General features: G+C 47.9%; 18 protein-coding genes. 5 read left to right on the top strand and 13 right to left on the bottom strand.

The features are described from left to right. Positions 1-74: 74 nt before the first annotated feature. Complete coding sequence (locus tag ACIDITHRIX25_RS83570) at positions 75-866, bottom strand: biotin--[acetyl-CoA-carboxylase] ligase (protein WP_052604510.1); 792 nt, start codon at positions 864-866, stop codon at positions 75-77. Between the two features lie 52 nt (positions 867-918). Here ACIDITHRIX25_RS83570 and ACIDITHRIX25_RS83565 point away from each other — a divergent pair, with 52 nt between their 5' ends. Further along, the gene (locus tag ACIDITHRIX25_RS83565) at positions 919-2,688 is read left to right on the top strand and encodes an acetyl-CoA carboxylase biotin carboxylase subunit (RefSeq protein WP_201731992.1); all 1,770 of its coding nucleotides are present in this window, start codon (positions 919-921) and stop codon (positions 2,686-2,688) included. 225 nt (positions 2,689-2,913) lie between these two features. Continuing rightward, positions 2,914-4,104 (top strand): amidohydrolase, encoded by a 1,191-nt coding sequence (locus ACIDITHRIX25_RS83560; RefSeq protein WP_201731991.1) that lies wholly within the window; start codon positions 2,914-2,916, stop codon positions 4,102-4,104. 1,012 nt (positions 4,105-5,116) lie between these two features. Here the strand turns inward: ACIDITHRIX25_RS83560 and ACIDITHRIX25_RS83555 are convergent. The 6 genes from ACIDITHRIX25_RS83555 to ACIDITHRIX25_RS83530 form a co-directional block, all read right to left on the bottom strand. Continuing rightward, positions 5,117-6,472: a dihydrolipoyl dehydrogenase family protein gene (locus ACIDITHRIX25_RS83555; protein WP_052604512.1), complete on the bottom strand. Its 1,356-nt coding sequence runs from the start codon at positions 6,470-6,472 to the stop codon at positions 5,117-5,119. Between the two features lie 9 nt (positions 6,473-6,481). Further along, complete coding sequence (locus tag ACIDITHRIX25_RS83550) at positions 6,482-8,065, bottom strand: acyl-CoA mutase large subunit family protein (RefSeq protein WP_201731990.1); 1,584 nt, start codon at positions 8,063-8,065, stop codon at positions 6,482-6,484. A gap of 557 nt (positions 8,066-8,622) precedes the next feature. Continuing rightward, the gene (locus tag ACIDITHRIX25_RS83545) at positions 8,623-9,159 is read right to left on the bottom strand and encodes a hypothetical protein (RefSeq protein ID WP_201731989.1); all 537 of its coding nucleotides are present in this window, start codon (positions 9,157-9,159) and stop codon (positions 8,623-8,625) included. Further along, positions 9,156-9,944, bottom strand: coding sequence for an IS21-like element helper ATPase IstB (gene istB, locus ACIDITHRIX25_RS83540; RefSeq protein WP_201731988.1), 789 nt, complete (start codon positions 9,942-9,944; stop codon positions 9,156-9,158). Before istB ends, ACIDITHRIX25_RS83545 begins: the two co-directional genes overlap by 4 nt. Continuing rightward, positions 9,931-11,169 (bottom strand): IS21 family transposase, encoded by a 1,239-nt coding sequence (istA, locus tag ACIDITHRIX25_RS83535; RefSeq protein WP_201731987.1) that lies wholly within the window; start codon positions 11,167-11,169, stop codon positions 9,931-9,933. The genes istB and istA overlap by 14 nt, the downstream gene beginning before the upstream one ends. Positions 11,170-11,438: 269 nt before the next feature. After that, the gene (locus tag ACIDITHRIX25_RS83530; RefSeq protein ID WP_201731986.1) at positions 11,439-13,079 is read right to left on the bottom strand and encodes an NRAMP family divalent metal transporter; all 1,641 of its coding nucleotides are present in this window, start codon (positions 13,077-13,079) and stop codon (positions 11,439-11,441) included. 163 nt (positions 13,080-13,242) lie between these two features. Here ACIDITHRIX25_RS83530 and ACIDITHRIX25_RS83525 point away from each other — a divergent pair, with 163 nt between their 5' ends. Next, positions 13,243-13,461 carry a hypothetical protein gene (locus tag ACIDITHRIX25_RS83525; protein WP_201731985.1) on the top strand — a complete coding sequence of 73 codons (219 nt, stop codon included), beginning with the start codon at positions 13,243-13,245 and terminating at the stop codon, positions 13,459-13,461. An 87-nt stretch (positions 13,462-13,548) separates the two neighbouring features. Here the strand turns inward: ACIDITHRIX25_RS83525 and ACIDITHRIX25_RS83520 are convergent, their stop codons facing one another. The 4 genes from ACIDITHRIX25_RS83520 to moeB form a co-directional block, all read right to left on the bottom strand. After that, positions 13,549-14,289 (bottom strand): GntR family transcriptional regulator, encoded by a 741-nt coding sequence (locus tag ACIDITHRIX25_RS83520; RefSeq protein WP_052604515.1) that lies wholly within the window; start codon positions 14,287-14,289, stop codon positions 13,549-13,551. A gap of 2 nt (positions 14,290-14,291) precedes the next feature. Continuing rightward, positions 14,292-14,732, bottom strand: coding sequence for a DUF1634 domain-containing protein (locus ACIDITHRIX25_RS83515; protein ID WP_052604516.1), 441 nt, complete (start codon positions 14,730-14,732; stop codon positions 14,292-14,294). Beyond that, on the bottom strand, positions 14,733-15,569 hold the full coding sequence (locus ACIDITHRIX25_RS83510; protein WP_052604517.1) for a sulfite exporter TauE/SafE family protein: 837 nt from the start codon (positions 15,567-15,569) through the stop codon (positions 14,733-14,735). A 521-nt stretch (positions 15,570-16,090) separates the two neighbouring features. Continuing rightward, positions 16,091-17,275: a molybdopterin-synthase adenylyltransferase MoeB gene (gene moeB / locus ACIDITHRIX25_RS83505; RefSeq protein WP_052604519.1), complete on the bottom strand. Its 1,185-nt coding sequence runs from the start codon at positions 17,273-17,275 to the stop codon at positions 16,091-16,093. A gap of 191 nt (positions 17,276-17,466) precedes the next feature. Here moeB and ACIDITHRIX25_RS83500 point away from each other — a divergent pair, with 191 nt between their 5' ends. Together ACIDITHRIX25_RS83500 and ACIDITHRIX25_RS83495 are read left to right on the top strand one after the other, a co-directional pair. After that, entirely contained in the window at positions 17,467-18,075 is a 609-nt protein-coding gene (locus ACIDITHRIX25_RS83500; RefSeq protein WP_052604520.1) for a nitroreductase family protein, read from the top strand. A 625-nt stretch (positions 18,076-18,700) separates the two neighbouring features. Then, positions 18,701-19,396, top strand: coding sequence for a hypothetical protein (locus ACIDITHRIX25_RS83495; protein ID WP_052604522.1), 696 nt, complete (start codon positions 18,701-18,703; stop codon positions 19,394-19,396). A 240-nt stretch (positions 19,397-19,636) separates the two neighbouring features. Here ACIDITHRIX25_RS83495 and ACIDITHRIX25_RS83490 read toward each other — a convergent pair whose 3' ends face one another. Continuing rightward, a complete protein-coding gene (locus tag ACIDITHRIX25_RS83490; protein WP_052604523.1) occupies positions 19,637-21,112 on the bottom strand; it encodes a leucyl aminopeptidase in 1,476 nt (491 codons plus the stop codon). 252 nt (positions 21,113-21,364) lie between these two features. Then, positions 21,365-21,904, bottom strand: a complete 540-nt coding sequence (locus ACIDITHRIX25_RS83485; RefSeq protein ID WP_052604524.1) for a cob(I)yrinic acid a,c-diamide adenosyltransferase — start codon at positions 21,902-21,904, stop codon at positions 21,365-21,367. Positions 21,905-21,962 lie beyond the last annotated feature (58 nt).

Raw genomic sequence — 21,962 nt, 5'->3', positions numbered from 1 at the left:
GTCAGTTCAAATCCGCCCCAGTCAAAAAAGTGGATTTACAAATGAAAGCAAGCTTTACTTCATCTGGAGCGACTTCAGCTAGAGCGAAAGACGTGGTGTACATCACCTGCTTGGACTGTCCTAATGCAGGAGTCCAATTCGACTAACAGATGGCCTTGATTCGATATATCCAATACGTTGCCACTTATCGATTCACCATCGTTCAATTCCACCCTTACGAACGAACCAATGGTCACGCATCTAGAGCGATATTGTCGCAATATCTGAACCTTCGGCGCAGGGTCTCCTTGGCTCATAGGTAGATATCGTCCAGCAAAGGCCTCGACAATGCGGCTGGCAAGCAAGAGTCTCATTGACAGATCCAGTTGATTCCCCGTCAAAATCGCCATCGAAGTCGCGTTACGCTTGAGAACCTCAAGCCGGCTATGGTCCTGATTAACATTTATGCCCATTCCAATGATCATGAATCTTCCGGATTTACTCTCACCCACCTCTGATAACATCCCAGAGAGTTTGGCACCTCCCACTAAAATATCGTTGGGCCATTTGATCTCGGCGACTACCCCATAGTCCTGCAATACCTCACAAGCAGAGATCGACATAGCCATGGTGGCATAAAAATAATCATCTAGAGGAACTCCGGGACGACACAGAATCGAAAAGAGCAGAGAGTCGCCAGGTTCGTCGATCCAGCTCCGCCCAAGACGGCCTTTACCACTTTCTTGATGATTAGTGCTTAGAACCATTCCCTCTGGAATATCTTCGATGGCACAAAGACGACTCAACTCGGTATTTGTGGAGTCAATACTTTCTATGTGTCTTAATTTCCAACCATTGTTGAGGTCAAGTTGTATCGTATAATCCATACATGCGAAACTAGACCATAAAATGATTGGTCAGCGCAATGAAAGGATACCGGTGTTCAAAAAAATTCTTGTCGCAAACCGGGGCGAGATCGCGGTAAGGGTGATTCGCACTGCAAAGGAGATGGGCATTGCCACTGTGGCTGTCTACTCCGAGCTAGATCGAGAAGCCTTACATGTACGCTTGGCCGATGAGGCCTACGCCTTAGGCGGACAAACAGCGGCCGAGAGCTACCTCAACACGGATGCAATCCTCAATGCGCTAACGCTTAGCGGCGCCGACGCATTACACCCTGGATATGGCTTCTACTCAGAAAATACTGACTTCGCACGAGCCATTGGCGAGATCGGAGTGACATTTATAGGGCCACCTCCCGAGGCTATCGAGGTGATGGGCGACAAGATCTCCTCACGGATCGCTGCTACAAAAGCAGGCGTCGAGGGCGTTCCTGGCACGGTAGAAGTCATCAAATCACCAGACGAAGTCATCGCCTTTGGAGAAGAGTTCGGTTGGCCCGTGGCAATCAAGGCAGCCTACGGTGGGGGCGGACGCGGAATGCGCGTAGTCAACTCGCCACAAGAGGCAGCTCAAGCACTAGAATCTGCCCAAAGAGAGGCAGAAAAAGCGTTTGGACGCTCTGAGAGCTACATCGAACGATATTTAACTTGGCCACGTCACATAGAAATGCAGATCTTTTGCGACAACTTTGGTAATGCGATCTGGCTCGGAGAACGAGATTGCTCATGCCAACGTCGCCACCAAAAACTTATTGAAGAATCTCCTGCACCTAACTTTGATGACTCTGTACGCCAAAGAATGGGAGAGGCGGCGATCAAAGTCGCACGAGCCTGTGGTTACAGAAACGCTGGTACCGTAGAATTTCTCTTTCAAGACGGAGAATTTTACTTCTTAGAGATGAACACGCGCCTCCAGGTCGAACATCCAGTTACCGAAGCGATCACCTCTCTTGACCTAGTAGAACTTCAAATCCGAATCGCAGCTGGGGAACCTCTTGGTATCACTCAGGACCAAATAAAGAGATCCGGACACGCCATTGAGATCCGGATCAACGCAGAAGACCCATCCGGCGGAAAGTTTCTACCTTCACCGGGAACTATCACCAAGTTCACCGCACCTAACGGTTTTGCGACCCGTTTGGATGCAGGATACATTCAAGGCGATACGGTATCTCAATTTTACGACAACCTAGTTGGTAAGGTAATAGTCTGGGGTAAAGACCGAGAGTCAGCACGGCGACGAATGGTCAGAGCTCTTGACGAAATTCAAATTGAAGGAATTCTTACTACAATTCCAGCACAACAAATTCTTCTTGAAAAAGCTGACTTTATAAATGCGACTCACTCAACCAAATGGGTTGAGGGTGTAGAGGAACTAAAATCCCTAAAGGTAGCACGTCCTACTTCGACGGACGATCAAGGCAATGAGGTCGTGGCACGAGATGTTACAGCCGAAGTCAACGGTAAGAGGATCAACGTTCGCCTCTACCTCCCTGAGATAGCAACCTCTGTAGCATCTGCCCCTCTGGCACCTGGAAGAAAGGGTGCAGCTTCGCCTAGATCGAGATCGCATGCACACGGCGCCACTGGTGGTTCCGGGAAGATCTCCGTTCCAATGCAGGGCACGATCGTAAAAGTTTCAGTCAACGTTGGGGACAAGGTTGACGCGGGTGACACCGTTTGCATCTTAGAGGCGATGAAGATGGAAAATGCAATCTTGGCCGATAAGGCTGGAGAGGTAACCGAAATTAAGGTTAAACCAGGAGATACGGTTGGCACCGGAGATATTGTCGTTGTAATCTCCTAGCTGATACCCCTTCGCAGATCGCTACGATTCAAGCTAAAAATAAATAGAGAAGATGGTCCCAAAGGCCTTTGAGAGCATCAAAGGAGATTCAGGGCCATCTTCTCATATACCTGAATTGATCTCCCAAAAGAGCCAGAGACTCACGTCAGGATCTAAAATTGGCGCGAATGACCACAAATTAAGTCTTGTATAATCTCTAAGTGTCACAGACAACTCGGAGGAAAAGTGTCAACTCAAATCAATGGAGCACTTGACTCCACTGCTGCCCAGATCGGTGATCTCTTAGTAGAACTCTCCCACAAAATCCATGCCAACCCCGAAGTGGCATTCGAAGAATTTAAAGCATCTCGCTGGACAGCTGACATCCTCTCAAACGCCAACTATGACGTGGCTTTCGGAGTCGCAGAGATGGAGACCGCTTACGTTGCTACGATCGGCAATGGAGACTTGGAAGTAGCTATCTGTGCAGAATATGACGCGCTTCCTGACGTCGGCCACGCCTGTGGTCACAACATAATTGCAGCTGCCGCAATTGGGGCTGGACTGATCCTCGCACCTTTAGTAGAAGATCTTGGCCTCAAACTATCCGTAATGGGAACGCCTGCCGAAGAAGGTGGCGGCGGAAAAATTCTTATGCTAAATGCTGGCCTCTTTGAATCAATAGATCTATCAATGATGGTTCACCCAGCCCCAAGCGAATTTGATAGAATGCCATGCGTAGCAGCTCAGCATCTAGAAGTTGAATTCTTGGGAAAAGAATCTCATGCAGCAGCATTTCCTCAACTTGGCATCAATGCTTTAGATGCAATGACGATCTCACAAGTTGCCATCGGACTGCTGCGCCAGTCGCTCTATCCGGGTGAGATGATCCACGGTTTCATTACCCATGGAGGAGAGGCTCCCAACATCATTCCAGCGAGGACAGCAGCTGACTACATCGCTCGCGCAGAGACCCTAAATCAACTTAAAACCTTAGTTCCACGCATAAGGAGATGTTTTGAAGCTGGCGCAATCGGAACAGGATCAGAGCTCAAATTCATTCATAAATTTGAGGCATACTCCGAGTTCATAACTGATGAAACATTAGCTGCAATCTACCGAAGAGAGGCAGTTGCCTCTGGAAGGACGATTTCAACCTCCCCAACCCCAGCCATGAGGGCATCAACCGACATGGCGAACGTTTCAATGGCCATCCCGTCAATTCATCCCATTCTTGGCATTGACTCTCTTCCTGCTGTCAACCATCAACCCGAATTCACAGCCGCCTGCATTACCCAAAGTGCCGATAAAGCAGTAGTGCAAGGTGCTCTAGCCATGGCAAGGACGATCGCCGCAGTCGCATCGGATCAAACATTGAGAGCCGAATTTATAAACGGTAAAAAACGAATTGCCCTCCGCCAGCAGATGGCCAGCTAACCGAAGCTAGCCATAAATCAAGTTTCATCAGCTTTCATCTTCCAACTTAAAAAGACAGCCACCGATGGTGCTTCGTCGTTATCGGTGGCCTCGACCAAGGAGAGCTGATAGAGCTATGGTGCAACTTTCGAATTAGAAATATCTCAGCCGAATCGGTATAAATCATCCCCATGGCTACTGTCACATTGATCATTTGCAACTTGGCGTTGGAAGCTATTAAAAACTCCTCTTTTGATCATCTGAATGATCTCAATATCTTCTAAGACTCTCTGCCAACCGCTAGGTCAGATTTAGCCTATCAATATTATTGATTCCCCATCTAATGATATTTATAAATCTTTAATTTAAAATATATTGGAAATACCAACAGCCATAATCACATAACCAAACCACCAATAAGTGTCAGTCTTGATATGATTTGTAGTTAGATGCAGTCCAAATAAAAATAGGCCAAAGCGACATCTCGATCCAATATTGCTTCATTATAGAATCGATATCCTTGGGATTTGCCAAGCAGAGATGCCTTTACGAACTTGCTCCAAAGGCTCCTCTAACAGCGCCTAATTTAGTCGGTCCAGAAAAATTTTAGTGACTATGACACGAGTCCGGTGACACATGCTCGACATCTTGCTAAATTATAGATGTGGTCTGGCCCAATAACATCTTTTCGATAAAATCCATTATAAGGATCACTTGCGAAACCATATCAAACAATACTCAGTTCATTATTCGGCTCGAATGATAGTTACCTGAATATTCTAATTTAAATCTATTTCAGCTTTTAGCCACATCATATTTAGCAAAATGCCAGACTATGCCGTTTAAAACCAGACCAATTTTACGAATATTTAATTGAATAATATAAACCATATCGTAATCAAACTAGGACAACTCTTAAAAATATGCCCGTGATAAATTAGCCCTTGTAAATATATAATAAAGATTGAATTCAAGCGCAATTGGCCCCTCGGCCGATCGCTTTAGCGATGTAAACCGGCCGACCAAGGCACTACTACTCCGCAGCGTCTGCTAGGGCCTCAGCCAGAGCTGGATGCACCATAACAGACTCTACGATATCATTTACCTTCAAATGTGCAGTCACCGCCAGAGCGATAACCGAGATAAGTTCAGCGGCATTATGGCCCACTATTGATCCCCCAAGGACGACACCAGTAGCTGGATCGGAGACAATCTTTACAAACCCGCGAGAATCACCGTCAATAAGGGCGCGAGCATTGGCGGCAAATGGAACTTTAGTCACTCGAATCTTTCGTCCAAGCGCAAAAGCTTCCGCCTCGGCTAAGCCTACGTCGGCGATCTCTGGTTCGGTAAAGATTGCAGATGCAGCCTTCTCGTAATCAAGATGACGGTGCGTCCTTGAGTCGAGTCCAAGAGCATGTTCTGCCACCTTGCGCCCTTGCATCGATGCCACAGAGGCAAGCGGAAGCTTTCCTGAGATATCACCGGCTGCATAGATATTTCTCAGGTTAGTAACACAGTGGTGATCGACAGGAATGTGGCCTGAACGATCAACATAAACACCAGCAGCGTCTAGCCCTAGCGAATCTGAATTTGGGATAGAGCCAATGGCAAAGAGCACGTGTGAACCACTGATAACCCTCTGATCGTCACATTCAATAGAGACGCCATCCACATCCTGTTTGAGGCCAATAGCCCTTGCCCCCTTATATAGCTTTACCCCCGACTCTAAAAAGTCTGCCTCAAGGGCTGCAGCCACTTCAGGGTCTTTAGCGGGCAATACTTGCTGACGTGAGACGATCAAAGAGACCTTAGAGCCAAAGGATCTAAACATATGAACAAATTCCACGCCCGTAACACCAGAACCAACGACGATCAAATGCTCAGGAATGACAGGCGGTGGATATGCATCCCTCGTCGATAGAATCCTTTGACCATCTACTACAGCCCAATCTGGAATACGTGGACGAGAGCCTGTTGACAAAAGTACTGCATCGGACTCTATCTCACGAATGCCGTCTTCAGCCTCTACCTGGATTCGAGTTGGAGAGACCATTCTTCCTACGCCGTTGATGATAGTCACGCCTTGACTCTTCAAAAGTGCCATCTTGGACGCGGCGAGACGCCCCGTTATCGATGAGACCCGACTCTTTAGCGAGTCCAGATCGATCTGTGCCGTAATTGGCATTAGGCCCATCTTTTCGGCCCGTTTTGTAAGAGCCAGAACGGCTCCAGTGGAGATCATAGCCTTCGAGGGGATGCAATCCCATAGATTGGCAGCACCACCCACGATATCGCGCTCAATCAAAACGACTTCGGCTCCCATACGGGCTGCGTGGGTCGCGGCCTCAACTCCTGCGGGTCCTCCGCCAATAATTACAAATTTCACGCCTCTAGGTTACCCTCTTGGAATATATATCCCAAATACACTTCTTAGCGTATCGGAAACTTCGCCTAATGTTGCATTTGCGCGCAGCGCAGCCTTCATTGGATACATCAGATTTGCATCACCTTTAGCTGCGCTATAGAGCTCTGAAAGTCGCTCTTTCACGGCCGAGTTGTCACGATCGGCACGTAGCTTAGCCACACGTTCACATTGCTCCTCTTGGAGCGCTGGATCAATCGGAAAGACCTCTGTTGCTACCTCTTCCTCTTCGACAAACTCGTTTACACCTACAATTATCTTTGCCTTAGAGTCGATAGATCGCGCGTAATCATAAGCCGCTTGCTCAATTTCATCCTGCATGTATCCATTTTCGATAGCCGCTATCGCTCCACCCATTTCCGCTATCTTGGCGAGATATTCAAGTGCCATCGACTCAACTTCGTTGGTCAAACTTTCAACAAAGTAAGAACCGGCAAGAGGATCAACTGTGTCGGTTACGCCTGATTCATATCCAATCACCTGCTGGGTGCGCAGAGCCAACTTAGCAGCCTGCTGAGTTGGAAGACCCAGGGCCTCGTCAAACCCATTGGTGTGCAAAGATTGAGTTCCCCCTAAAACTGCAGAAAGGGCTTGGATGGCTACTCTCACCAGATTCACCTGAGGCTGCTGCGCAGTCAGAGTGGAACCGCCGGTTTGAGTGTGAAACCTAAGCAATTGGCTCTTTGGATCCTTTGCTTCAAATTGATTCCGCATAATATCTGCCCAAATCCGCCGTGATGCGCGAAACTTGGCCACCTCTTCAAAGAGATTGTTATGCGCATTCCAGAAAAACGAGAGCCTCGGGGCGAATTCATCAACCTCTAAGCCAGCCGTTATTGCCGCCTCTACATATGCAATGGCGTTGGCAATTGTAAATGCAATCTCTTGAACCGCAGTTGATCCAGCTTCACGAATGTGATATCCCGAGATTGAAATAGTATTCCAAGCAGGCATGTGTTCATTACAGTAGGCAAAGATATCAGTGATTATCCTCATCGAAGGCCTCGGCGGGAAGATGTAAGTGCCTCTCGCCACATACTCTTTGAGGATATCATTTTGGATCGTGCCGCCTAGCTTGGATGACTCTATTCCAGCCTCTTCAGCAACCAACTGATATAGGAGCAAAAGGATTGAAGCGGTGGAGTTGATAGTCATCGAGGTTGTCACCCTATCGAGGGGAAGACCATCAAGTAGATCTCGCATATCTTCAATGGAATCTATAGCTACACCGACCTTGCCCACCTCCCCAAAGGCGCGAGGATGATCCGAGTCATAGCCCATCTGAGTCGGAAGGTCAAAAGCACACGACAAGCCTGTTTGTCCTGCCTTGAGCAGAAACTTAAAGCGCTCGTTGGTTGCCTTAGCGCTTCCAAAACCTGCATACTGGCGCATGGTCCACAGTTTGCCTCTATACATATTTGGATAGACCCCACGAGTATAGGGATACTGCCCGGGAGCACCTAATTTTGAGGCTGAATCAAATCCATCCAAATTAGTGCCATCATAAAGTGCGTCAATTTCAATACCAGAATCGGTTCGATGATCACCAAAAGTCATGGCATAGATGATACTCTAATGAGCGCACTGGAGTCGAGTTGACATCAAATCCGCATTAAAACCAAGAACAATTTTACATTTCCTAAAGAGGTAATGGATTAAATTAAGTCAACATCACATTTAGCTCAACTCTAAATAAGATGCCCAAAGACCAATAGATCGATTTGGATCACAATGTGACTATTCCACAACTGGCAACCACTCAATATTGAACCTTGCGACCACCATTAATGTACCTAAAATTCGGTATCAGATGCCTCGTTTATTTGAGATTTACTTGTGCGTCAACCTCCCATTACTGGATTTGAAAGTCATCTTCGTCTCTCCATAAGGATTATGGCCAACCCTAAACTGAGAGTAGTGCTAAAGGGCAGCCCTCTGAAGCTGGAGAAACTCTGGCTCTTCTATAGCGTTCGAGGATGTTCCAGGTGTGTAAACAGCGACGTTTTTTTGACCCACATCAGCGGTTTAAAATTGACCCACCCAATTGAGTTCAATAGTAGTTGTTGGTGTCAGTAAAAGTGTCTCATTTCTAAGTCACCGTGTATCTGAAAATCTCAGTAGAGAAATTCGTTTAGCCGAGCAGTAAGACGTTCTGCATTATCTCTAGTTTGACCGAAGGTGACTATCACTTCTTCATTATCTCGAAGTAACTTGACCATCCAGGATCGCTCCTCTGGTCTACTCCGAGTAGTTGCAGAACCAAAATGTACCTCTGCTCTAATCGGGCCTCTTTTCCTCTGTCTATGAGCTGCCATACGACAAGCTGCTGAGCAATACCTTTGTGGTCTTCCTATGCAATGTTCCGGAAGTATTTGATCACACCCCTGTCTCTCGCAGATCTTTGAGATAGGTAGTTCCGTAACGTTATGAAATGGTTCTCGGGTTCGCTCTAGTGATCCCAGCTGAGATAGTTCCGTAACGTTATGAAATGGTTCTCGGGTTCGCTCTAGTGATCCCAGCTGAGATAGTTCCGTAACGTTATGAAATAGGTATTGGCTCTTCGGTACTTGTATCTCTTCCACTGATTGGAAATCATTTGAGACCGGATTAGGTTCGCTTAGGTAGCGGAAGTGATGATAGGAAGTTTTCATTTTTCCACCTCTTCACCTTTCTTGGCGTTGTCACCAGTTTGTGGGTTGGTATAGATTCCTTGTTTGATTCGATCCTTGAGCCGGTAGCTGTTGCCCTTGATGTTGATTACATGGCAGTGGTGTAACAGTCTGTCTAAAATTGCAGTACTTAGTACTTGATCTGAGAAGAGATCGCCCCACTCGGAAAAGCCCTTATTGGAACTAAGGATTACGGTTCCGGTTTCGTATCTGGCGGAGATAATGTCAAAGAAATAATTCGCTGCCATTCGATCAAGTGGCCTATATCCCATTTCATCGATTATCAGTACCTTAGGAGAGGTGTACTTTCGCATCTTGGTTGGACTGTAGGAACTGGAAAGGTCGTTTGCAATTTTTGACAATGTAGTAAAATAACAAGAGAATCCACCAGCGATTGCCTCAAGACCAAGTGCTACAGAAATATGAGTCTTGCCGATCCCGGGCGGACCCAAAAGGACCAGGTTGGTGGCACTAGAGATAAAGGCCAGAGAACGTAGTTCAGAGATAAATGCCTTATCAATACTTGGACAGAAGTTGAAGTCGAAATCTGAAAATGACTTCCTAAACGGCAGTCCCGCGGTCTGCAGTCTTATCTCATAGGTCCTTTTTCTTTTTGATTCAATTTCAACTCCCAATAGTTCAGATAGAAATGCCAAATAGGAAAGGTCTTTTTCAGTTGCAGAAGATACCTTGGCATCTAATAGTTCAGCCATATGGCCAAGACCCAGTTCTACTAGCTGGTTTTGAGCTAATTCAAGATCTAACATTTGCAGCCTCCACATATTCATCAAGCGAACGGATCTCAACTGAAGTGTCAATGATTTGTCTTACAAGTACCGGAGGAGCCAGTCTGCCAGCTTCAGCAGTGATCCCGCTGTATTGATGAGGAAGGTAAACCAACGAGCGCTTTTGGTAGGTAAGTTGATGAGAAGCTATCAACTCTCCGTTTGAATAAATCTCAACGGTTCGCTCTTTTGGAAGTACCTCTACCTGTGAAAGTGAGTATTTCCAAGGTACTCCGTATTTGACTCCAGCAAATGAGACAAACGAATCAGCTGTTACCTTTCTGATTCTCTTTTCAAAACCGTACAATGTCTCCCGGGTTGGAAGTGGTCCTAAGTGTGGCTGTTCTACTATGAAGGCTTCATTTGGGGTAATACCGAGACTTTGATGAATCCGGTTATCTGCTTCGCTACACCAGATAAGGGCTTGTTGATTTAGATCAGCTAGATCGCTAAAGGTTCTAGCAGGCCAGAAGTTCTCCTTGGCATATCTAATCCCTCGTTCTACCTTGCCTTTGGTTTCTGGCCGTCTCACTCTGCATAGTTTGATTGATATTCCCAAGAAATTAGCCAGATCTGCCATTTGCGAGTTGAACTGATATCCGTCTTTTCCGTTTCCACCGATTACCACGGTCTTCATATGATCAGTGAGAAACACATCGGTTAGTCCACCAAAGTAGAAAAAGGCATTGATCAGACAAGTTATAAGACCGTATATATCGCCACTCAGTGCAAATTCCAGATAACTCCTGCGACTTCGTCCAAGTGTTACATATAGTCCGGGAATATGTCTTTTTGTTCCTCTCGAATCGACATAGCTAAATATTCCCCAATCGAACTGACACTGTTTACCTGGTTGGGTTTCATATCGCCTGATAGCTACCTGTTTTGGCTTTGCCGGTGGTCTGATACTACTGACATATGTTCTCAAGATACTTTCTTTACCGGTATAACCCAGTGGAACAATTCTTGACATGATTGCCGGAACGCTCAGAAGTCCTTCAGATACAAGTCGATCGATCTCAGACTTATAGGGATCGAGTTTTGAGTTTCGTTGTGGCTTTGTCTCGATTGGTTTAGAACTTGCTCCGTCTCTTAGATATTTACGTACGGTGTTTCTTGAATGTCCAGTTTCTCGGGCAATTTCTCGGTAACTGAGACCTTGTTGCTTCAAATCAAATATGTTCATAAGTGGCCTACCCTTCAGCATGTAAAACTCCTTCGTGAAAGTGGATATTCACTCAAGAGTATTGTCTGTTGGGTGGGTCAATTTTTATCGCTGATGGTGGGTCAATTTAATTCCGCTGTTTACAAGGTGACTTCAAAGAGTTGAATATTCGCCAACGGCCGCGCACAGAGAAGCGACTCACGAGTGAGTCGGGGAGAGAAAAAACCACAAGAACCACGAAAGGGACCTTCTGCCACCGGCCCAGCATCACGGAATCACCCCGTGGTGCTGGGCCGACAACAGTCGACATCTCAGCGAACTGCGACCTCGACGATCTTCACGACGACGAGGGCAAAAGCAATGATGAGGTAACCACGGAGCGTCATGAGCCCAATCTTGCGCTGGGTGGACATGACCGGTGTCTTCAGCGTTGCGAGTGCTGGCATCCTCCAGGTCCGACGATCCATTGGCTCGACGCTGGCAACAGCTAGAGCGATCGTCGTCCGACGGGATTGCACGAGCACGTAAAGGCCAAGAACGAGGCCGACTGCCACTCCGCCACCCATCACGGCCACGATCTGCATCGTCGTGATGCTCGGAAAGAGCACACTTGCCGTGAGGATGATAGACAGCAGGACAAGCACCCAAATGATCGCCGACGTGAGGATGTTGAGCTTCCTGCCGTTGACCCACGGGCCCAGCACTTCTTTGTCATTGCAAAGCAGCATGAGGAAGACGACAGCACTTGGTAGGAGCACGCCTGCGAGCGTCTGGACACCTTCGGTCAACAAGCCGAGCGGCACACCCGGAATGATGACGAGCGCTGCTGAGAGCGCTATCAATCCAGCGTAGGAGAGGTAGAAGCCCTTCGCCTTACTCACGGGACGGTGAAGGGAGTGATTGAAACCAAGCACGTCCGAGCTTGCGTACGCCGTCGCAAGGCCGACAGCAGCGGCTCCAATGATGCTCGCATCCAGGAGGGCGATGGCAAAGAGGTCCCCAGCAAGCGGAGAGACATACTTCGCAAGCCCCGCAGAGACACCTGCTGCGTTCGTGAAGTTGCCGAACTCCGGGTGCCCTGCAAACACGGCAGAGGAAAACCCAAACATGGCAGCCGCACCAATGACGACTAGCCCAATCCCAATCCAGAGATCGGCCCGCTCGTAGTTGATGAACCGAGGAGTAATCCTCTTATCGATGACGTACGACTGCTGGAAGAAGAGCTGCCATGGGGCGACCGTCGTTCCAACGATCCCGATGATGAGGAGCATGACCGTCGAGACCTGGGCTCCGTGCGGAAAACCAGGGATGACGAAGTTGTGCACCATCTGCCCGACAGGTGGGTGGACCATCAAGTAGATCGGAATGAGGACAAGCGACCCAGCAACGAGAATGAGGCACACCCGCTCGAAGCGACGGAAGCTCCCCGTGCTCGCTGCTCCAACAACGACGGCGCCTGCCAGGATCACGGACGGGACCTTGGGTAGCCCGAGGTATCCCGTCGCAAGCGTGACCCCGATGAACTCCGTTACGATCGTGAGGGCGTTGAGGATGAACAGGTCGATGACACTGAACGCTCCCCAAAACTTCCCGAACCTTTCCAGTATGAGGCGAGCGTGTCCGACGCCGGACACGGCACCAAGTCTCAGCACCATCTCCTGGCTCACGTACAAGACGGGAACGAGGAGGAGGAGGGTCCAGAGGAGGTGCGTTCCGTAGTTCTGTCCAGCCTGCGTGTAGGTGCCAAACGCACCGGCATCGTTGTCGCCAACCATAACTATGAGTCCTGGTCCAACGATAGCAAGGAGTGTCTTGAGCTTCGCCGACAGGTTACGGCGAGGGGCAACGTCGCCAAGGGCGATCGTGCCGAACGCACCCTGGATGTCGCCGAGGTGAGCGTCATCGAGAACGGCGGTGCCCTCGAGAGCTTCGGTAGTGGCGATCTTTATCATCGACGGCAACCCTCCAACACGTGTCGAGGCGAGCAGTCGAACAGGTGAGCTTGGAACTGGTTCCTATAGCTATCTCCGTGAAGCGTGTTCAACGCTTCAGCAGCAACGAAAAAAATGATCTCGGTCATGGTGGTATCCTGGAATCTGAGAATGGACGCGTCAAATGACGCTTCTGGGGCTGGGAACGAGTGCAGTCTTGGGCGTGCACGAGCAAACTGTTGGCAGGCGTTCTCCAAGCTCAGTAACCGATATGGATCTTGGCGTCCAGGTTGGTCGATCAATGCAGAATCCGACGAGACCACCGGTGGACGTAGGCAACAACTGTGTAGTTAGCCGATGTGTATCAATACCTGAGCAGAAGCTGGAGAACGCCAGTTACTAGGAGGTTCGAGTTTCATTGGCGCACCTCCTTCTCGCTCTTGACACTTAGGTAGTGAATCTATTATACCTGATTATTCCACAACGCTACCTAAAGAGTTGGCGACTCTCCACCGGGCCAATTTGCAACGAGGGCATAGCGATCTCCACGAATTAGACTTCTCCGCCATTCGATAGCCTCGTTTCCAGATATGGCAAGTCGGTTGATCGAAAAGGCCCCCACATCTTTTGATATGCCAAGGCGCATTCTCTCATAACTCGATGGAACGATTGGTTGAATCTTCTCCCAACCACCGGTTATCTTGATACCACAAAAGCGATCAAGTGCCTCGTAGAGGCCCCCTTTGGAGAGATCGGCCTCTAGAAGATTTGCCGCTCGATCCCAGGGCAACCAGGACCGATCCCACCCAATTGGATCGTCACCTGCAAAGCGAATTCTCTCGATATAAATGGCATCCACAACTGAACTTCCTAGAAATTCTCCCGCCTCAAAAGGTGGAGTTTCACGCTTGCGGGCCACGACTTCGCTACGCTCTGCAAAACCTTGCGAGCTCACCGTCGTGGCCATGCTATAGAGAGAGTGGAGTGGCTGCTCCAAAACCGTGCGAGAAACCAATCTGGTCCCTCGTCCCCTTTGACGAACCACCAAGCCCTCGGACTCGAGTCGTCGGATCGCCTCACGTACGGTCTGGCGACTTACTCCATAGAGACGAGCTAGCTCTTCTTCGGTAGGAAAGCGTCCATCAAATTCACCCGTGCCAGCTCGATCTCGCAAATCCTCACAGATTTGCGCCCAAAGCGGAAGTGGGCTTGAGCGATCTATCGCGCTCAAGCTCAAGCTCCTGCCAAAAAAAACGAAAGAATGAGCACAGCAAAGACGTAGATGGTAACGATAGTCATAGCTGGGTCCTTCTCGATTGAAAAAGAGACTATGGCGACCGCGACTCGTAAAACTGGAGTAATAATCAACACCATCGTACCGAGTACAATTATTCCCCTACCCTGTCCTTTGGCGAGCGAATTCCACAAGCCGCTAAATGAATGCGGAAATTGTGATGACGGCGATGTCAAAGAGTGAAAAGAGAGCGAACCCGACAGCTTTGCATATGCGGGGTGATGAGCAAACATCACCACCAAACCAACGATGAAGATTGCCACACTTAGAGCGACTCCGATTCGAAGCACGAGCGAAATGGTGATTTCGGTCATTCGAATCTTTTCGTTCATTACCTTGGCTTGTTCTTCTGTCTCAGGAGGACGCCTGGTAAGCCTCAACTAAAACACCCCCTTCTGCAACATCTCAAGCGAAATGACGATCAACACAACTACAAAGATCAAACGAATTACGTGACTCTTTAGCTTTCCCAAAACCTTCGAACCGACCGTAGCTCCAATTAGAACTCCGATGGCAACGGGGGCAGAGATGATGGGGTCAATCTGACCTCGAGCAAAATAAACCCCCGCACTAGCTGCAGCAGTTACACCGATCATAAAATTACTAGTGGCTGTCGAAACTTTCATTGGAAGATGCATAGCCAAATCCATTGCCGGCACTTTTAGAGCACCCGATCCAATGCCCAGCAGAGCACTCACCAAGCCGGCTACATACATCATGAACAAGCCAAGTTTGGTGCCGGTAACTTTATATGAAATCTCCTTTTGTTCCGCTTCATCAAAGTACTCACCATGAAGCTCTAGAACGTTAGCGATTCGATCGCTCGAGACGCTAAGAGGTGCCGCAGCACGACGACGCTGGAAGGTAGCGACCGCTGAATAGGCAAGAACCACCCCGAAAAGCAGAAACAAGAACCGAGTAGGCAACAGCGTCGTGAGGTAAGCACCCGTTACTGCACCAGTAGTCGTCGCAACCTCCAAAAACATACCGGCCCGTAAGTTCGTCATCTTCTCCCGGACATAGGCTGCTGCTGCACCACTTGAGGTGGCAATAACCGATACAATACTCGCACCAATGGCAAGTCTTATATCAACGTGAAATAGTAAAGTCAACACCGGAACGATGACCACACCGCCGCCAAGACCCACGAGCGAGCCGAGCATCCCAGCGGCAACTGAGATCAACCCCAGAGAAATGACAAAGTCAAGAGGAGTCATATGTACAATTGTACATACAAACGAACACCGATGTGTAAAAAAGACAAATATTTAAAGAGCAACCTCTCGGACCAAATCCTGCTTCATTGCATTGTCCCTAGTATGTTGGCATATGACCAGCCAGACGCCAAAGAGATTGTCTGAGGGCTTAGTGTCTTTTGAATCGTATAACCAAGAGCGACGATCCGTCTTAGCGATCTGCCCATAGAGATACAAGGGACTTCTTCAGACATAAATGTCAAAAAGCTAATAAAACCAGGCCATCACAAGAGTGATACCACAGCTGAAGACAAAACCTTGGTTTTCGCCAATGGCCAATGGCAGCTTTATGCCAAAACAGGCTCTACCACTGGCGCCGTAGTTACTGGCCCTGTGAATTGTCAGATTCTAGCCAAAGGCCGCCTGTATCCTTTGGCCTGAATCAACCGATAATGGCATAAATAGCTTTGGTGAAAAATTCATAATTAGACCAAAAAAGCAGTCTGCAATAACAGGACTGCGATTAGGTAATATCCGTGAATCTAGTGCAGACTCAAAACCGTAGTGGCCGATGGATGGGGCATGCAAAGTTCGTCGTATTCCGAAATCACGATCTCGGTGGGATCTATGGAGCAAGCGGGGCAATTGGGGTCTCGTCGAATCCTGAAGTTCCTAAAACTCTCTTCAAGCGCATCATATGACAATATTCTTCCTGCCAATGTCTCTCCTATGTTCAATAAGATCTTGATTGTCTCCATGGCTTGAATCGAGCCGATAATCCCCGGCAAAACGCCTAACACGCCTGCTTCTGCACAACTTGGCGCCAACTCTGGCGGAGGTGGTTCCGGAACGAAGCATCGATAACAAGGGCCTACGTAGGGTTGAAAGACTGTCGCTTGACCCTCAAATCTAAAAATCGAACCATGCACGACTGGGATCTTTTTGATCAACGACGCGTCATTTACCAAATATCGAGTTGGGAAGTTATCGGTGCCATCCACGATGACGTCATAACCATCAATAACAGAAAGGATATTTTCAGAATTCAAACGTAGATCATAGGTAACCACCGTCACATCGGGGTTCAAGGAAGAAAGGGTCTTCTTGGCCGAATCGACCTTCCTCTCTCCAATTCGATCCATATTGTGGAGAATTTGCCTTTGTAGGTTAGAAGCATCGACGACATCCATATCTAAAATCCCCAAAGTACCAACGCCTGCCGCAGCTAGATACAGGGCGGCTGGCGAACCGAGTCCACCGGCGCCCAGCAGAAGCACCTTTGATTCAAGCAACTTCATTTGCCCTTTAGTTCCGACCTCTGGAAGTAGAAGATGTCGCTGATAACGATTCCGCTGTTGCTCATTTAGAACCTTTGGAACTTGCCAATTGCGTCCCTCATCCTTCCAGCGATTAAATCCACCCGCCATCGATACGACATTTTCATAGCCGATCAAAGTCAACGAATGGACAGCTAGCGCAGATCGAACACCGCCCGCACAATAGACAACCATAGGCTGAGACTTGTCAGAGACTCGACCTTCGATTTGCAACTCTAGATTTCCACGTGGAATAAACAAAGAATCCGCGATTGCACCCTGTTCGACTTCATCCGCTTCGCGCACATCAACCCCAAGCCACCCTAACTCAAACAGTTCCTGGGCCTCTTGGGTAGAAACCTCCCTAATCTGACCCTTTATACTTCCAAGCAAATCTCTAAATCCGGCCACTGTCGTCTCCTTGGCTGAGCTTCCTAAAATACCTTACGAGATAAAACTCTACTATTTAAGTCGACATTCCCAAACGAAGGCTACTCTAAAACGGTGACAAAGGATTTTGAAGCGTTGACAAAGGACGTCTTGGTGACAGATCATAAGGACCAATAGCCTGGAGATTTGTCCGATTTATCATAAGGAGACCAGTGGAATTTTCCGAAGTTTTGAAGAAAAGACGCACGCATCGCCACTTCCTGGAAGACCCTGTTGAAAAAGAAGTCCTAGAGGCAATATTACACGCGGCGACACGGGCGCCATCAGCCGGATTCACCCAAGCAAGTCGGTTCCTAGTCCTAACCAACCCAGAGGCACGGGAAAAATTCTGGTCCATCGTCGCTACACCCCAGTGGCGCGAAAAATCCAAAAGCCACGCAGGGCTTGACAATGCTCCCGTATTGATAATTCCCTTCTCGAATCAGTCCGCCTACATCGATCGCTATCAAAGGGACGACAAACGATATGCGCAAAAAAAGATAGAGAGCGATTTTCCATCACCATATTGGACTATCGATACAGCATTCGCGGCAATGTTGGTCCAGCTAGCCATCGTAGATGCAGGTCTCGCATATCTCTTCTTCGGCCTCCCCGTGGATCGTTCGCTACTTCTTGAAGCGTTCAACATACCGTCAATCTATGAACCTATTGGAGTCATTGCCCTTGGGCATCCAGCCAACAATGATCCATCGGCTTCATCAAAGGTCCAAGTGCGGCTTCATCAAGATGACCTTATCTGGATGAATGATTTCAAGCGTTAACGAGGCTCTTTATAATTTTATATGAATTTTCAATTATCTCAACCTGGTGATTTGGACTTATGATTGCCGTTACGTCGGAAACGCCCAAAGGCAAACAGTGGTCCATTTGCGAAATTCCACAAACATTCAAGACCCTGACCTGGCTATCTATCCATATAACTAGCTGCATCTTCATATCAAATAGGGAACCTATCGTTGTAGATCTAGATAACATTTATTTAACCTAATCAAAAAATATTCAAGCAAATCCGAATCCTTAGGATTGGCCATAACGTTAACTAAGTCGTCATCCATTAGGTAAAAAACTGAGCATCCAAAATAATAGTATCGGAGGCTTCCGACCCTCGCGCATCTTCAAAAATGACCACGCAGCATAATTTGATTTTTTTAGTTCAAAACATTAGACAAGATGAAAAAAACGATGCCTTACAAGTAAATCAGGCTAAATACTGTAAATCAAAATTGATATTCACCGATAAAAAAGTAACTCAATTGGATTTCAGAGTCATATCCGGAAAATAGATTTCCAAAATTTCAAGATATTTCAAGATATTTCGATTTTATTTATGTAATATAGGTCAATCGCAATTATTGCCTCCAATCCCTATATTCGAAAGGTTCTCCTGTGACTGTCGACCGCTCTAATAGAAATCCCATTCCTAATGACTCAAGTGACCACACCAACAATCAATCGGAAATCGAATCTACAGCGATTTCAAATAATGGAATTGAAGAAGAAGACGGCAGAATCATGGTAGGCACCTGGGTAGATCCATTAGTGGAATCACTTGGCTTTGACCCTAGGACAAACTACGTCGAATATTTCTGGCTCCCAATTTTAGGGCCCAGCTGCATCTTTCTTCTGCGACGTATGGCGTATGCTTTCGACCTGAGTGGTGACTTCCGAGAGATGTCACTACACACAATTTCTTACGAAATTGGACTTGGATCACCAAAGGGATTTAGCAGTAGTATCACCCGAACGGTGAATCGATGCATCCAGTTCGACATGGCAAAGCTACTTCCTAATGGTCAGCTTGCCTTCAGGAGGTCACTGCCGCCGTTGAGTCAGCGTCAACTAAATAGACTGCCGATCAGACTTCAAGAAGTCCACGAAGCTCTAATTCTAGGATACGGCACGCCTGTAACACAAGAGGCTAAGGATCAGAGCGTAGCGATTGCCGTCTCGCTTCTTGAGTCTCATGAGTCAGAGGAGAGGGCCATCGAGGATCTAGCCAGGTGGAAGATCGAACCTACGGTAGCAAAGCGGGCTCTAGAAGCTTTGTTTCCACGAGACGATCTAGAAAATAATAAGCAATGAAGTGTGCATTTTTCCGTGCTTTGGATCAGACCAAGCAGATACTTAGTTCTGTCAATCTCGACTGATCGATAAAGTCGATTTGGCACTTTCAGGCCAGATAATAAATCATCAAAGCTGAAAGTGCCAAAGTTGACTAGCGCATTTGAAGCCGATGCGAGCGCTCAAGAAACTAGTCGTCGCCTCAATCTTTCGATGTCGTTCAAAGATCAACCTAGGTCACATCACCTAGGTCATAACCAACTACAGTGATCCCAGCAGCAGATAACACAGGAGCCTGGCACCGAATCCAGTTCCGCCACGGGAGATGTAACCTCGGTCAGAGTCCGATCGCGATGGACCCGCAATGTCAAGATGAGCCCATTTCTGACCTTCTACAAACTCACTTAGAAGCATTGCCCCAGCAGTTGCTCCTGCTTGACCAGCCTCGCCAATATTGCGCATGTCAGCGATCTCCGAACGGATGTGCTTTTTGTAACGTTGCGGAATAGGAAGTTCCCAAAGTGCCTCGCCGGACACTTCTCCCGCATCTATCAAGCGTGAGATTAGCTCGTCACTATTTCCAAGAACACCAGCGATCTCGGTCCCAAGGGCAACTACACACGCCCCAGTCAAAGTTGCCAAATCAACGATATAGTCTGGGGACTCCTCCGAGGCCAAAGTTAGTCCGTCAGATAGCACTAATCGGCCCTCAGCGTCGGTGTTGAGAACTTCAATAGTCTTACCGCTTCTAGTGGTAAGAACGTCACCTGGCTTAGTTGCGCTACCACTTGGCATATTCTCCGTCAACATCGCAAAGCCGATCACCTTCTTGGTGACATTTAGTCGGCCAAGGACCGACATAGCCGAAATTACCGCAGCCGCACCGCCCATATCGGTCTTCATCGTCTTCATTCCATCGAAGCTTTTAATGTTCAGACCACCAGAGTCAAAGGTTATGCCCTTGCCGACCAATGCAATGCTTTGGGTCGCATTTGCTGGGGCATAGGTCAACTTGACCACCCGAGGTTCTTGAGAAGATCCGGCCGCTACTCCCAAAAGCGCTCCCAGTCGCTCGCTTTGAATTCTTTCACCATCCCAAACCTCAATCGAGATAGAAGGATCGCGGGCAAATAGTTCTTCGGCCACCTTCGCGAACACTGTGGGTGTTAGAAACCCGGCTGGCTCATTTACTAGAGTGCGCGCCAGTTTGGTTGCATCCGAGATTGCTTCACCTTGAGCTATCGCTCTATCACAATCTGAGCTCTCTACATCTTCGCCAATCAAAAAGGTTACGTTGCTTAGAAGCGATGCTTTTTTGAGTTCCTTTGGATCGCTCTTATATTTGTCAAAGCGATAGCTAGACATGGCTATTCCCTCAACCAAATAACCTAAAGCATCAACTCCATACCGGGCAATAAAGTCTATGGTCGAAACTACAACCTCGCTAAAGCCATAACTAGCGCGCCCAATCAAAGCTCCAACTTCACGAATCTCATCAGCCTTTAAATCCTTGTTGGCGAGACCAATTAGCCCCATGGGCCCATTGTTCAGCCTTGGCAGGATCAGAACCTCATTTGCCCCAGCGCTAAAGCCCAGAGCATCAACTCCGTAGTCGGCCAAAGTGGCTCCTGCTAGAGCCTCTAGTGGACTGCTAATAGAGTCCGGAGAGACAAAGATGAAATTTGGCAAATCGCCATTTTCGTTAAACGAACTAACTCTATAGGTAACTTGTCCCAAGTGTTTTCAACTCCTTTTCATAAATTCGCCAATAACGACTCAACCGTATGCGAATTAAAGCTATGCGAATCTTATTAGCCAAAATTGCGAACTCTTGGCTAGTGAGAACCATTTTGAGAGGTTTTGATTCCCTGGGAGCCTTGATGTGGCATGGTCAGGCGGAGCCAAAACCTACCTTTTGTAGCTTTGGCCGCTAACCAAGAGTTACAAAAAGATATTCGCGCACCTCTCGCCCTCAAAGATTGGCGCCTACTAACCCCTTGCCAATAGGTGTTCAGCTTCACACCAACGAGCCAAGATCCAAGCAAGGTCGGATAATCTATTGAGATAGACCCCAACGACCGAATCAGGGATCTCTGAACAAAACCCCAAACTAAGACGTTCAGAGCGTCGAATCACGGTCCGAGCAAGATCCAAGGCCGCTGAAAGTTGGTTAGAGCCAGGAACCACAAACTCTTTTGGCATCTCGAACAAATCTGCGATTTCGTCGATCAATTCCTCAATTCGTTCCACCATCTTGGTTGAAACCCTGGAACTTCCCTCTTTCAATTTAGATCGCGATGCCTCAAGCGTTGCTACCTCAGCCATCAGCACCCATAGATCTCGTTCGAGACCAATCAAAATCTCATTCAATTTGCTATTGTTACCACAGAAAGATCTGGCAAGACCGAGTGCTGCTTGTGCCTCATCCACGGCGCCATTTAGCTCTATATGAATCGAATCCTTTGCGACCCTTGCACCATAGAGTAGGCCTGTAGTTCCGTCATCGCCTTTTCGGGTATATATTTTCACGATTTTACGTTGTCTCCTACGATTACCAAATAACTATGTAATCCAAATATCTTGGCTA

The sequence above is a fragment of the Acidithrix sp. C25 genome, assembly GCF_904848545.2.
This window is presented reverse-complemented; position numbering and strand designations above follow the sequence as displayed.

Coding starts and splice junctions, on each gene's coding strand:
- istA (WP_201731987.1), bottom strand. CDS start 11,169: ATGCTGAAGGGTAGGCCACTTATGAACATATTTGATTTGAAGCAACAA.
- ACIDITHRIX25_RS83570 (WP_052604510.1), bottom strand. CDS start 866: ATGGATTATACGATACAACTTGACCTCAACAATGGTTGGAAATTAAGA.
- ACIDITHRIX25_RS83550 (WP_201731990.1), bottom strand. CDS start 8,065: ATGACTTTTGGTGATCATCGAACCGATTCTGGTATTGAAATTGACGCA.
- ACIDITHRIX25_RS83530 (WP_201731986.1), bottom strand. CDS start 13,079: ATGATAAAGATCGCCACTACCGAAGCTCTCGAGGGCACCGCCGTTCTC.
- ACIDITHRIX25_RS83545 (WP_201731989.1), bottom strand. CDS start 9,159: ATGAAAACTTCCTATCATCACTTCCGCTACCTAAGCGAACCTAATCCG.
- ACIDITHRIX25_RS83510 (WP_052604517.1), bottom strand. CDS start 15,569: ATGACTCCTCTTGACTTTGTCATTTCTCTGGGGTTGATCTCAGTTGCC.
- ACIDITHRIX25_RS83525 (WP_201731985.1), top strand. CDS start 13,243: ATGACGCTTCTGGGGCTGGGAACGAGTGCAGTCTTGGGCGTGCACGAG.
- istB (WP_201731988.1), bottom strand. CDS start 9,944: ATGTTAGATCTTGAATTAGCTCAAAACCAGCTAGTAGAACTGGGTCTT.